Origin of the sequence: Lysinibacillus sphaericus, from assembly GCF_015844675.1 — a bacterium.
GTDB classification, from domain to species: Bacteria; Bacillota; Bacilli; order Bacillales_A; family Planococcaceae; genus Lysinibacillus; species Lysinibacillus sphaericus_E.
This window is the reverse complement of the sequence record NZ_LDGC01000070.1, coordinates 39,307-52,235: the sequence shown is the minus strand read 5'-3', so window position 1 is coordinate 52,235 and position 12,929 is coordinate 39,307. Positions and strand designations below refer to the sequence as shown.

Annotated in this window: 17 protein-coding genes and 1 pseudogene; 2 read left to right on the top strand and 16 right to left on the bottom strand. The window is 35.6% G+C overall.

Features of this window, described 5'->3' with window-relative positions:
* Positions 1-419: 419 nt before the first annotated feature.
* From ABE34_RS25220 to ABE34_RS17170, 9 genes and pseudogenes are all read right to left on the bottom strand, one after another.
* Entirely contained in the window at positions 420-665 is a 246-nt protein-coding gene (locus tag ABE34_RS25220; protein ID WP_241747205.1) for a hypothetical protein, read from the bottom strand.
* Positions 666-728: 63 nt separating this feature from the next.
* Positions 729-1,517, bottom strand: coding sequence for a lipid II flippase Amj family protein (locus ABE34_RS17205; RefSeq protein ID WP_276569513.1), 789 nt, complete (start codon positions 1,515-1,517; stop codon positions 729-731).
* A gap of 224 nt (positions 1,518-1,741) precedes the next feature.
* Entirely contained in the window at positions 1,742-2,251 is a 510-nt protein-coding gene (locus ABE34_RS17200; protein ID WP_197143685.1) for a hypothetical protein, read from the bottom strand.
* 193 nt (positions 2,252-2,444) lie between these two features.
* Positions 2,445-2,915, bottom strand: coding sequence for a hypothetical protein (locus ABE34_RS17195; RefSeq protein WP_197143684.1), 471 nt, complete (start codon positions 2,913-2,915; stop codon positions 2,445-2,447).
* A 126-nt stretch (positions 2,916-3,041) separates the two neighbouring features.
* On the bottom strand, positions 3,042-3,524 hold the full coding sequence (locus ABE34_RS17190) for a GNAT family N-acetyltransferase (protein ID WP_197143683.1): 483 nt from the start codon (positions 3,522-3,524) through the stop codon (positions 3,042-3,044).
* 11 nt (positions 3,525-3,535) lie between these two features.
* Positions 3,536-3,883 (bottom strand): DUF3147 family protein, encoded by a 348-nt coding sequence (locus tag ABE34_RS17185; RefSeq protein WP_197143682.1) that lies wholly within the window; start codon positions 3,881-3,883, stop codon positions 3,536-3,538.
* A complete protein-coding gene (locus ABE34_RS17180) occupies positions 3,883-4,281 on the bottom strand; it encodes a MarR family winged helix-turn-helix transcriptional regulator (protein ID WP_197143681.1) in 399 nt (132 codons plus the stop codon). The genes ABE34_RS17185 and ABE34_RS17180 overlap by 1 nt, the downstream gene beginning before the upstream one ends.
* A 272-nt stretch (positions 4,282-4,553) precedes the next feature.
* Positions 4,554-4,898 (bottom strand): annotated as a pseudogene (locus tag ABE34_RS25215) (HD domain-containing protein); the annotation flags it as partial.
* Between the two features lie 12 nt (positions 4,899-4,910).
* Positions 4,911-5,543: a class I SAM-dependent methyltransferase gene (locus tag ABE34_RS17170; RefSeq protein WP_206700751.1), complete on the bottom strand. Its 633-nt coding sequence runs from the start codon at positions 5,541-5,543 to the stop codon at positions 4,911-4,913.
* 537 nt (positions 5,544-6,080) lie between these two features.
* On the opposite strand from ABE34_RS17170, the gene ABE34_RS17165 reads away from it, so the two are divergent.
* Positions 6,081-6,734 carry a FusB/FusC family EF-G-binding protein gene (locus tag ABE34_RS17165; RefSeq protein WP_197143679.1) on the top strand — a complete coding sequence of 218 codons (654 nt, stop codon included), beginning with the start codon at positions 6,081-6,083 and terminating at the stop codon, positions 6,732-6,734.
* A 285-nt stretch (positions 6,735-7,019) separates the two neighbouring features.
* Here ABE34_RS17165 and ABE34_RS17160 read toward each other — a convergent pair whose 3' ends face one another.
* The 3 genes from ABE34_RS17160 to ABE34_RS17150 form a co-directional block, all read right to left on the bottom strand.
* Positions 7,020-7,214 carry a hypothetical protein gene (locus ABE34_RS17160; RefSeq protein ID WP_197143678.1) on the bottom strand — a complete coding sequence of 65 codons (195 nt, stop codon included), beginning with the start codon at positions 7,212-7,214 and terminating at the stop codon, positions 7,020-7,022.
* A gap of 180 nt (positions 7,215-7,394) precedes the next feature.
* Complete coding sequence (locus tag ABE34_RS17155) at positions 7,395-7,568, bottom strand: hypothetical protein (protein WP_197143738.1); 174 nt, start codon at positions 7,566-7,568, stop codon at positions 7,395-7,397.
* A gap of 149 nt (positions 7,569-7,717) precedes the next feature.
* Positions 7,718-7,858, bottom strand: a complete 141-nt coding sequence (locus ABE34_RS17150; RefSeq protein ID WP_197143677.1) for a hypothetical protein — start codon at positions 7,856-7,858, stop codon at positions 7,718-7,720.
* Between the two features lie 101 nt (positions 7,859-7,959).
* Here ABE34_RS17150 and ABE34_RS17145 point away from each other — a divergent pair, with 101 nt between their 5' ends.
* The gene (locus tag ABE34_RS17145) at positions 7,960-8,226 is read left to right on the top strand and encodes a translation initiation factor 2 (RefSeq protein WP_206700752.1); all 267 of its coding nucleotides are present in this window, start codon (positions 7,960-7,962) and stop codon (positions 8,224-8,226) included.
* Positions 8,227-8,932: 706 nt separating this feature from the next.
* On the opposite strand, the gene ABE34_RS17140 is transcribed toward ABE34_RS17145, so the two are convergent.
* The 4 genes from ABE34_RS17140 to ABE34_RS17125 form a co-directional block, all read right to left on the bottom strand.
* The gene (locus tag ABE34_RS17140; RefSeq protein ID WP_197143676.1) at positions 8,933-9,532 is read right to left on the bottom strand and encodes a YpjP family protein; all 600 of its coding nucleotides are present in this window, start codon (positions 9,530-9,532) and stop codon (positions 8,933-8,935) included.
* Between the two features lie 426 nt (positions 9,533-9,958).
* Positions 9,959-10,618: an AroM family protein gene (locus ABE34_RS17135; RefSeq protein ID WP_197143675.1), complete on the bottom strand. Its 660-nt coding sequence runs from the start codon at positions 10,616-10,618 to the stop codon at positions 9,959-9,961.
* 868 nt (positions 10,619-11,486) lie between these two features.
* The gene (locus ABE34_RS17130; RefSeq protein WP_197143674.1) at positions 11,487-12,248 is read right to left on the bottom strand and encodes an ANT(4')-I family aminoglycoside nucleotidyltransferase; all 762 of its coding nucleotides are present in this window, start codon (positions 12,246-12,248) and stop codon (positions 11,487-11,489) included.
* A gap of 79 nt (positions 12,249-12,327) precedes the next feature.
* On the bottom strand, positions 12,328-12,882 hold the full coding sequence (locus ABE34_RS17125; protein WP_197143673.1) for a hypothetical protein: 555 nt from the start codon (positions 12,880-12,882) through the stop codon (positions 12,328-12,330).
* Between the last annotated feature and the right edge of the window lie 47 nt (positions 12,883-12,929).

Here is a 12,929-nt window from a genome sequence, read left to right as displayed (position 1 = left end):
TGCATTAGGAAGCTTTCAGCCCGTGCCTCCCTCTCTGTAAAATCGCTTATCAAAACTCATGTCCTTCTCATCGCCAATTTTATTGCTTTGTGAAATTGTTACTTACTATAACGAATGTTTCATTTCTTGTCAATATTTGAAATTTTTTCACAAAACAATTTTGACGCTATATATTCAACTTACACATTCCACTTGTATTTTGCTCGAGCAAAAGTATGTATCAAAAAGCCTTACTTAATGCCCTTTATCTCATTCCCTATGCAAAGTAAATCATCCACTTCTTACTCTAAAGTCTCATTGTAAGATTGCCACTGAATTCGAATAATTGGGGCAGCCTCTTTTTTAAACATTTTCGCACTTTCTTTTTTCGTTAAGATCCACTGTTTATCCGTATTTATTCGAGCGTCATTTATAGTGGTTTATTCTTTTGTACCTTCTATCGTTATTTGTAAATCACCTAAGTCTTTCTCTTCCCCCAGATAGAAAATTCGTAAGCCCTCTTCTGAATTACTATGATATATCGCCTTCCAGTGCTCACTTTTCGCTATATAATGTACCTCCTCTTGTTGATTCGTACTACAAGCAACTAACACAAACATCATCAAAATTAGGAAACATAACTTTTTCATTAAATATCGATTTCCCTTCCCTAGAAAGTTATCCACTTCAAACTATCCTTCTTGAAAACTGTTTCTCGGCTTCAATAGTGACGAACCGTGTAATCCTCCTTATGTCATAAATTGTGTAAACCAGGCAATATATTTTGCCCCGGGAATAAATAAAAGCTGGGCTAAAAATGTACCTAGTAGCCTTGAGCCCATCATCATCACAGATACTTGTTTCAGACTTAAATAGCTACCTCTTTGATTAATAACATCGTCCGCAAGAACAGAAATTTTAGGGTCAATAAATATAATTAGTAACATCGTTGCTACCCCATTAATAAGTCCTGATGCCATCACAGCAGTTGTAGCTCTTTCTGGAACTAATAAAGAGGCGTAAAGTGCTGACAGGACACCAATTGTATAGATGGCCGTTATCACGACGTTCACGATAAATAATTTAAGGGGGATATCACGCCAGTTAATCCCTTTTAAGTATGAAAAGCTTGGCAAATGGATATGTTTAATTCCACGTTTAAAATACTCTATACTAAACCCTTTTTTAAATAATGCTGGAATGGAGCCTTTTTCCTCAGATAAATGAATAATGGCTCTTGAAAATATCGCTATAAAAGTCGGCAATAGTAAAATACCTACTAATGTACCTATAGAAGCGGCTCCGATAAGTACTCGGAATTGCTGCTCCACAAACACTAATGTGTTTTCTTTTGGTGCTGTGTCAGCCAAACTTCCGGTAAATGGCTGCTGCATCATATTTGCCAACCTTGACACCATAACCATTACATTGAACAAGGATAGTGCGGAGGCTAGTAATTTCACACGTGCACCTGATAATCGAACTGCATACGCAAGTGTTTCTATCGAATGAATGATGAGTATAAATAAAGCAATCATGATCAATTTATTTGTTAAAATATCCAAAGTCTTGTACCTTCTTTTCGATTATTGATTAGACATCGTTGGATCCAAGGTTGAACTCATATCGTAATGAAAACAACCGCGACACTCCTGCCCTTAAATATTCTACGAAATTCGCATTAATAGGTTCCGTTATTTCCTACCAAACAAAAAAGCTATTCATCAGGCTTTTCCTCCTAACGAATAGCTTACTCTATATTTTATTGATTTACGGCAAAGTCATTATTCCAGCTAGTTGAATCCGATAGCTGATAGGTCACCATATTAGCTGTAACAGCGAGAATCACACCTGCTCTAGACTTATCAGTAGCAATTGGATCCTCTAGCACTAACACAACATATCCCTCACCCCGACCCAGATGATCAATATCATTTGTAGCGTTTATTTCAAAGGTTGTATAGGTTGTCTCATTTGCAGCACGGAGTAATCGTTGCTCCTGATAGAACCCATTTTCCTTTAAATTATAGCAAACAGGCATCCATCCCTGTGACCAATCAATACTGCCTATTATTTCTTTTTTACGATGTGCTAGTTTGCCAATTGAAAATGTAAAATATATTTTCATTATAGCTTGACCTAATTCATTTACCCCTTCACATACAGCTGTTACTTCTAATTTAACATCCTCCTTCGAATGCTTCTGAATAACCACTAAAGTCACAGTGAAAATACAGATAACAAGTACTATGTTAACGATTATAACTCCCATTTAGTCCCTCCCGACATCGCAATAGCCATTACTATTAGATTACCATGTTTTAGGAGTCACAGTATTTTTTCACCAAACAATCTTATGAAATGACATAGGCATAAAGGATAAGACAAATAACGAGTATATACAGTCTTAGCCATTGGTGAAGACAAAAAAATCAGTGGGTAAGAAAACCCCACTGATGATAGTTTCACTTCACTTTTTTCTCTTGTAACTCGGCTGTTAAAGTAAATGGTATTTTTAAATACTTGTACTTAATCGTTATTTTTTTAATAGAAGGCGCTTCAACCTTTACTGCATAATGCTGAGGCTGCTTGCCAATAGCCTGGCGATCTATGTATTGACTTGGAAAAATAGTTACTTGCCTTAATTTATGATAGGTAATATTCGGATTACCTACCAGCTTCGTTTCTGCTTCAAACGGTTCAGACTTACTCACGACAAGCTCGGCACTTTCAGGCACTTTATCATTGACGAAAATTTGTTGAAGCTCTATCTCATGCAGTCCTTTATTTTCTATTTCTACGATTTTTATAGTTGAATCATCTGCCGGATTCGTATAGCTGTTCATGACAAGTGGTGGATTGCTTTTTAAATAAATGATGAAGGCAGCCCCCACTACTAGAACACTAAACAATAAAACAAATAGTAATTTTTTCATGTCTTTCCTCACTTTCTTGCTACCTATCAAGTATAGCGAGAAAACGTAGGAGATGAAACCTTGAAAATATATAGTAAGGATTTCTCTTCGCTGAATGTTAATCCCAAATAAAAACAACCTGGCTCATTATAAACCAGATTGCTTTGCTAAACGTATTTCATCACGTATTGGAATCCCATCATTACCAATGAAAGGAATATCCGGTTTATAGACTCTTGCTTGCTCAACTGCGTTTTGTATAATTTCGACTAAGTGATAACCTCTTTTTTGATAAAATTTCAAAGCGTCCAAATTATCATTTGTCGTTATAAGAGTAATGATCGTACAGCCTTGTTCGAAAGCATTTTGTTCAACTGCTTGTACTAACAATGAACCTATTCCCTTTCCTTCCACAATACTATCAAGGGAAATAATTTCACATTCTTCTTCACGAATATGATACGTTACAAGACCTAAAATCATCTTTTGTTCATCTACATAGACGAACCCCTCTAATTTACTAGAGTCATAAATCCCACTGGAAATGACCATTTCTGTACTTCCCCAATGCTCTTTAAAAAATTGCAAAACATCAAGTTTGGGTAATTGTTGAATAGAAATTATTGTCATTTATCATTCTCCTATATAGAAAAATTAAACATACTAGCTATGGCTTTTTGCACACCTAGAAATACTGCCCACGAAACGACACCTAGTCCAATGGCAAAAACGATATGGATCGATGATTTCATTGCCATATAAATAACAAATAGCATCACCATTGTAGCTGGTAGTCCAACGATTACACCAACCGTAAATCGCTGAATGTGCTCACTCGATTCACTTTGCACAGTAAGCCAAATGATACTTAAAATACTGACAAGTGGCAGCGCTGCGATAATGCCACCATAGCTAGGAAACCTTCTAGCAATTTCCGTCACAATACCAATAACGGCTGCCGAGCATAAAATTTTTACAAATGTGTACATTATTTAGCCACCTCGCTTAATAAACGAAATGCCTGTAAAATCAATTGTTGGTCTTCTCCCGAAAGCTGATTTAGTGCATGTTGCAGTTTCTGATCATCTAATTCTGTGTTTTTCTTTAAAACAAGAAGCCCTTCAGTTGTTAAATGAATATGTACTTTACGCTGATCATCGATGTCCCGCTCCTTTTTCACCCAACCATTACGCTCCAGCTTTTTGATGTGCTCAGATGCTGTATTATGAGAAATATTCAGTAACTCTGCAATATCACGCACTGTTACTTCATCTTCCTTTTGAATCATCTGTAAAATACGCACGCTCTGATGAGAAATTGAATCTTCATGCGTTGAATGTAGATGGTAATAAATCGATGTAAAATAGTTATTTATATCTTTAATCATTAAATTTACTCCTTTATTATATCGATACAAACGATTATATCGTAGTTTCCGATATAATAAAAGGAGTATTTAAATAAAGGGCTGACTATAGTCAGCCCTTTCAGTCGTTTTATCGAGAAGAACACTAGACTTATCGACGAATATTGTGAATTTATCGAGAGTTTTATATATTTTATCGAAACTTTTTCGTGATTTACCGAGAAACTCAAAGAATCTTCACGAATATACCGCGAAGGATCGATAAGTCGAGTTTTATTCTTTTGATGAATATCAATAGTAGGAATTTCTGATTTCCTAATCACAACCATAAATATCTCTTCATGATAATTTTCCGCTTTATTTTCAAGGACAAAATCAATGACATGCGAAAAAGCTGTATGTGATACATCGTGTAATAATCCTGCAATCCGCTCCTCTAAAGAGCCTCCTAGCTGTTTAATTAACAGCATGACACCAACTGAATGTTCATAACGCGTTACATTCCATCGGCTATTTACAAGAAAACTTGCCCCACCTTGATGAATACCCTTTAACCTTTGTACCGGTTTACTCAAAATAAGTTCCTCTAACACATCCTCTATCTCGAATTCACCATATATATAATCAGAAATAATCATTTAAGCATCTTCCTACGCAAAATTTGAAAGAACAAAAACTCCACCACAATGCGAAATCGGGTAAAATTCTAAGCGGCATACTCCTTTTAATAAGGAGCTCATTTCCTCATGGACAAAGTAAATTTCATCATCATCCCAATAGCCAATACTTTCTTCACGGCATTTTTCCAGGTGCGCTCTTGTATGAAACGCGATATCGCCGATAAAAATTTTGCCTTCAGGTGTTAGATGTTGCAATAATTCTTTAATGTATTGCACCTTCATTTCATCGGTAAATTGATGCAACGCATAGGTGCTTATAATAGCGTCATATTTTTGATGAAGAAGTGCTGTTGGCAGCCCTTCTGACAAATCCCACTCCATTAAGTTTGCATCAGGCATTTTTTCTTTGGCAATTCCGATCATTTTTGAGGAAAAATCGAATCCATTGATCATATGCCCATTGTCATATAGCTTTGCCGTTAACACCCCTGTGCCAAATCCAATGTCTAATACAGTGGACTTTGGAATGTGCATGACCTCATTAAAAATCGCATTTAATACCTCTTTATATCCTGCAAACGGATATTGGTTGCTTTCTTCACTTAGCTGAACCGTTTTATCGTAACCACCAGCCCATAAATTAAATCCTTGTTGACTCAGCATAATAGTCCTCCTAAAATTACAATATTCAAGAATTTGGAAGGTCTATTAGCACTAAACATCCCATGTTAGTTACTAACAATCCCTCTCCATACATATAAATTTTCATGATTTTTAACCTGTGTCATAAAAACTCCCCCTTTCAAATTCAAGTTCATCACCTTATTGTGCGGGTGTTTTCCGTTTAACTGGGCATCTGTCCAATCTCCACTCCAAACAACTTATAAACTCGACATACATCTTTCAAAATGTCATCCACAACTATTAGCAATGAACAAATATTAAACTATTATACCATTTTTTCTCATTGAATAAATTAAATTTTCTAACTTTATATAATTCCTAAAAAATGTTATAATAATGGTGAATTTCATTTCAAGGAGGAATCGAAATGGACGCATTCTTTTGTAATGCTTGCTCTAGACCAAACACTGTACAGGTCAAAGAGGTCTAGAAAAGTTAACGCAAATAACATAAATTGAAGGATCTCTTTAGGCCAGTAACCTTAATTAAAAGCCTACTATTTAGGAGTGAATTCAAATGGAAAAACAAACAATTCAGCCGTTCTTAACGGTCGCAAACTATCATTTACTTGAGCAACAAATGAATAAAATTATACAAACACTTGCAACGACAAAGGATAAAAACGTTATTTTAGCCGTACATGGTATTGTTGAAAGCGAAATTACAGCAAAATTAGCGCTATCCACTACGGAAACACAGCTAATTGAACAGCTTTTTAATGTAACAGATCGCGCGTATGGCGAAGCGTATTTAGAGCAATTAAAACCGTACGTTATCCCATTCAAAGCAGTCACTGCAAGCACACTGAAGAGCCTATTTAAAAAGGAAAAAAAGCTCAAGCTACCGAAGCTTGAAGAAATGGACTTTCAGCAGATTTGTTATTTAGCTTGGGATGATCCCGGTACACATCGAAAATACGTCCTACTAGAACAAGATGAACAGCTAAAAGCGATTAAAGGAACTTTCTCTAACAATACAATTAAAGGAATATGTGCACTATGTAACCGCCATTCTGAAGTTGGCCTATTTACAACGTCTGTAAAAGGGCAAATCGTTGGAACGTTCACGAATTATAGTAATTACATTTGTGCCGATAGCCAAACATGCAATCGACATGTCACGGATATAGAAAAAACAAAAGCGTTTTTCGAGCGCATTACTCAAAAATAAAATTAAGCCTTCTCCGTTATGGGGAAGGCTTTTTTGATGGTCTTTATTACTATCGAAGCTGATCTTATACCTGGATATTTGGCACATCTTTATCTATCCTAATTCCATTACCTGTACTTCTTTCATTTCCCCTACCCCTGTCGGATATGTATTTATAACTTATGCTGGTGAACGCTCTTTCATTGACTTAATATGTGAGTGAGAAAAGGGCTAGTAAAACACGTCGAAGCGTGTGACTAGGACTGTGTTTCTTTTAACAAATTACAATAACACCTTTTGGAATCTTTAGTTGCTTGATCTTTGCTGTTTCCTAAAAAGCATCAGACCAATAATTGAAAAAAGTAAAAATAATATACTAGAAGTTAAAAAGAAAAGTGATGCAGCTTTTCTTTCCCCCCAGAGATTTATTGCTTGTAAAAAGCTGAGAAGAGCCGTAGAAAAATATAGTGTTAATTGGGGTTTTGAAACATTTTTAAACAATAGAATACCTCCCTTATGTACACCTTATTTTACCAAAATAATGAGCAATAATACATTCAATACTTAATTTGAGCAACGAAACTAAGGCACCCACACTATCAAAACATAAAACCAGATTTGATCTGAATACACTCTACGTCGTACCTCAATAAATACTGGATCACTCGTACCACCACTCGCCTATAGTAATGTTGCTTCAATGCCATACATAGCTCTTTTAGCCACAATGTAGCTGTTGTTATCAACCTTTGTTACTGGTTGCCTAACTTCTTCGATTGACTCAGTCATCCAGCTATAATCTTCAATCCACTGTAACAAATTTTCTTTAGTTACTGCTGTTTGCCCTTTTAACATAGGTTTTCCCTCCTAAGTTGTGTTATAATTACTTATCTGACTAGCCTAGATGGGCATAAACCAATTCGAGTTGTAGCGTGTGACGACGCTGCGGCTTTTTTTGTTCATTAACCTATAAAATCAAAACCACCGTATAGCTGTTCCCAAGCTCATTCGTTATAACTCTCAGCAACAGCCTCTTGGAGTTCTTCGCCTGTTAGATTTTTATCAATTCCTAATTGCTCAAGTGTAAACGCCTCTTTTACTTGAGCAACTTGTACATTCATTCCGACTAAAAAAGTAACTTCCATTATTCTCCCCTTTTTGTTACCGAACATTTGGGTTTACACACGAATTATAAAATAGGATACATAATAAGATATAGTACTGATTAGTTTAGGGAGGTTAACATTTGAGTAAACGCAAAGATAGTTTTAATATTAATGACCTTTTATCGAATGGCGAAAATGATGCTGCTAAGCTTGCTGTAATTGGTGGACTAATTACTACATTAGGTGACGGTTTATCTACTATTGCAGCAATGATGGCTTTAGAGGAAGCTAAATCCCAACAATCAAATACCAACAATCATAGCTATTCAAATAAAATAGATGAATTAGAAAAGCAAGTTCAATATTTAACAAAGGAACTAAATAAACTTAAATACTCCAGAAAATGAACCACTTTCCCTATTACACAAAATTTATCAGACACAATCCTCAAAATGGTCAACAACCTAATTCATGAATTAGTTCCAGCTGTACTTTACTTAATCGCTTTTCAGCAATTTTTATATACTTTGGCTTCCATCCAATGGACACCCTGCTAAAACACATAGCTCAATTAAGTCCTATAGATAAACCGCAAAGTGAGCTTCTTTTAACGGTTTAGTTGAAACTGTCTATACCGAACGTTTATTTCGCTTATCTGTAATTGCTCTGAAAGCCTTGTTTCCGTACTTACCACCAAAGGAGCCTAGGCTGATCAATGCGCCTCGCTTTTTGTGGTTGTAAGAATGTTCCATATACAGCTGGTTCCTTAATTGCTTGGTGATTGATAATACTTAGGCTGCTTGCTTAACAGAAATATATATTCACGTGATTTAGTTGGTGATACTCCTGAAACGATTTATAAAGTGTATACACATTCATTTGAAAAAGATGACGTACACGCATCTAATCTGATGGATGAAATTATCAATTTGAGTTCATTTGAAGAATCTAAGGAAATCAAAAAATGATGAAATTGGGGTACATTTTGGGGTACTGCTTTTTTTCTCTCTCCCCTCCCCATATAACATGGAGATATATCAACTCAGAAAATCAGTATAAACGTTGATATATCAACAAAAAACACTCGTATTTTAAACGAGTGTTTCTTGATTTTTAGGACAACCATTTCGGAGGTGTGTTTTTCTCCCAATAAATATCCCCTAAATTATTGTGTGCCAAAAAGTCATCCTCAGCACTGTGGTAGTGGAAGTTGTAATAGTAGCCGTCCTGTGGTCTTTTTTCTGTGCGGACATGGAAGCGTATTAAATCCATACCTGTTTCATTGCTAGTAATATTAAAAATTTTTTCGCCATAGTTACCACTTGGCTTTTCTGAAATTGTTAAGGATGCTAACGATTCATCGTCTAAGCCTTCTACTGTCATCGCAATGGCTTCTTCCATTTTAGGGAAGATAATAGCGTCAAACTCATTGCTAATTTTCGGGCCAATTTTTGTGCCGAATTTCATATAGGATTGCTCTTTCGCCGCATCAACGAGCAATGCATTATAGTCAATCGGGTCTTCCTGTATTTCTGTTTGTTCTATCGGAAGAGCAGCCGCTTCTGCAGTACTTGTCCCAGGTGCTGATCCGATAGAAGCACGATTTGATGGATTATGATCAAATGCTTCCCATATCTCATGTGTTGGCGTAATTAATCCAAATGTTAAAAACGCAACCATAATAACGATACTTTTTTGAATCCATTTCTTCATTAATTTACACCTTCTCTTTATGTACAAATTGGTAATTCTATTACTAATATATACGCATAAGCCCTATAAAAGGTTTCATAATTTTATAATTCATTGTACAATATTTATGTATAAAGTAAAAACTTCACATCCTGGGAAAACGCTTGTATGACCATCGTCCTGTTGCCCCATACTAATCGGGCATTTACTCGCAGCATGCAGGATAAATGTGTCGTTTTTTTAAAAGGAGGTACAAAAACATGGATATCGCAATGGGTATTGGTCTTTTAATAATGTTAGGTTATTTATCATCTTTATGCTTCACGGACTAATAAAATTACTTTTACGAAGAAAGTCCGCGAGCTAGCGGACTTTTCTACTTTGTTAAGACCTATTTAAGAGTACTAGATATTACAGGCTGTCGAAACATTCCTTCTTATTCTTACTTTATAAGTATTCCAGCACGATTCCCGCTACTAATGTACGCGGTAATATTGTTAAAATACCACTCTCTTTCCGTACAACCTCTCTATGCTCTTCATTGTATCCCATGCAATCCAACACAATCAGATCTACTCGGTAATCACGAAGATAACGAGCTGCCTCTTCAAAGTTGCCATAATCAAATGGTGAAGCAACAGCAATCGTGATATCATCTGAAATATCGTTCCACTTTTTACGCATAGCTCTACTCTGTTCTTCTAGCGGAATAATTAAACCAAGCTTCGGTTGATTGGCCATTGCACTAATCATTTGTGTGATGATTCGATTCGGATAAAAAATAGGCTTTTCACATGTAAAATTCGAAAAATCATCTGTGCTTAATACGATGACCATATCCACCTCTTGTTCTAACTTTGATAATTCCATTTGTAACAACGGGAGTAGTTTTCTTCTATCAATTATTATGGATCTGCCATCCCGTAATCGAGAGATAGTTGTGTTCTTTTCATTTCTCGCTAAAACTGTTAATAATTCCGCCTCGTTTAAGGAATCCAACGCTCCTCTTTCCACAATTTTAATATCTTTATTAAATATTTCTGTAAATGTCGGTATAATATCTGAACGAGGTGATTGTCCGATCGTCAAAAAACCAACTTTATTCATTTGTATTCACCCCTTTACAAGGTTACATTCCTTTCTCGGAAAACTTAGCCGTATCCTCAAAAAGTTGTTCCAATTTTAAATGATCGAATAACATCAATAATGTCTGCTTTAACACCATAGCTATTCCTCCACAATTTTCTACCTCAAATAGGCAGCATCTTTATGCGAAAATAAAAAAAATTCTGAATTTAAATGCGTGAAATTAACACATTACGAATAAATCTAATGATAACAATTCCGTCGTTACGTTTGCACTATACCTATATCAAAAACAAACTACAAGTATATCTTGATCAAAAATATTAATAAACATTGTTACACAAGTTCAAATTTATTGGAACTATTATTTAAAGAAATAATCAAAAAGAACTACAATAGATATGACATTTGGGAATTCATTACATAAAAAAGAGTAGACATAGTCTATCTACTTTCTGAAGGCTCTTCAATATATTTGCTCGTCGATTCTATCCATGATTTTGGCCTTTTCTATCCGTAGACCGAGAAATATTCGACCTTCCCAATAAATTAGGCAAGGGGCAGCCTCGCTACTGCGAAGCCACCCCTTTAGTATTTAATAGGTAACATGTTTCGTAAATTGTAAAGTCTCAACCCAATCATCTGGGGAATATTATATCGAAACGTAAAAGTTTCATCACCGCGGTAAAATTCCACTGTGTGCTTTCTAACTTAAGCAACGCAAACCCAACCTTCTTTTGCGTCCTTGCAGCCCTATAGCATGCGCCAGTGTGAATAAGTATCTTCAAAAACAAAAAGTAGAATTCCAGATTACGTAAATATGCCACCTAAAATAGCACGATTCATATTATAGCACATAGTTTTTAAAAAGTAAAGATTTCATTTCAAGTTACCAAGGTATAACCTTCGAACATTCAATTTGATACCCATGTTGAGCGTACCACTCTAGTAAAGAATCCCAATAGTTTTCACAAATCACAATAATTTGTTTTGGGTCTGAGAGATTACCGGACATCACCAGCTCACATAGAACCTCAAATCCCTCGGGCTTATCTGCAAACGACAATGCTTCAGGTAATACTTGAGCAGAAGTTGTGAAAAATTGTTTATTGTGTAATCCTAAAATCATTGCACCTGCTGTGGCAATTTCCATTGCCAAAATCGGTAAAAATGTTCGAGGACCCTGCAATTCAATATTTCTCATTTTACCAATATACTCATACATTTCTTCTACTAAAGTTCGACAGATCGCTTCTTTAAATATCGAGGTATCAATTGAGCTAGCTTTTATTTTTAGTTCAGTAAAAAAATCATTTGGGTCATAAATAGGTAAAATGTCAATAAATTGTCCATGGGTCAATGGCCATCTTTCGTCAACTGTAGTCGCTTCTTCAATTATATGTTTTGCGCTTTCAAAGTTCACTTCTACCTTCCAATCTCCGGCTGTCCATTCATAGCAAAAGTCTTCGTCTAGAGCGTTTAAAATACATTTAATTTCTATATCTGAAAATGGTCCATCTTTTTTTCGGGCTAATGAACCGTAAATCCCAATTGCTTGCACCTTCGAACCATATCTTTCTATAACTTGGTTAGCAATTGAATAAGCAATTTCCATTCTTTCTTCTCTCGTTATTTTTTTCGGACCAATCATATTTATCTCTCCTTGAGAATGAATTATTTAATTGAGCAATATAATTGGCCGTGGAGGACCACGAGCTTAACGAGGAATTTTATCTGCCGTCATGTGCAATATCCCCCTTTCCTAAATTAACATTCTGCATTCTTTTTTCCAGCAAATCCGACATTTCGTCTATATCCATTTCAAACATAACCGAGTCATGTGATAGAGGTGCAAAATAATAGGTAACTTTTTCTTCCCCATAATCTTTCTCTAACCGCAACCACTTTTCAGTTGGTAGCACACAAAAGGCCAACGTATCTCCGCCAAGTGAATCCATGTACCAGCGGATTTGATATTTCGGAGCAATAAAGTCCTGCACAGCTTTCAAAGTTGTATCCCTATCCGTTCTTTCTTCATCATACGGGATTGCTTTCTTCACTTTATCTTTTATTAAGAAAATATCAACACACCTTGGCTTATCAATTTCAACTAGTTCAACATTTATTTTATCTTCCTCAAGTAAGTATTCGTTAAAATATTCCACGATAGATTCGTCAAAATCTTTCCAATCCACCCATACTAATGCTTCACTTTCCCAAAAGCTTTCTTCTTCCGCTGATGGATTTTTCAAAAATAGCTCGATTTCCCCTTCTATTTGATTCATACACATCCCCCTCAAATTTGATTTTTAACGCAAAGAGATTCGTAAAT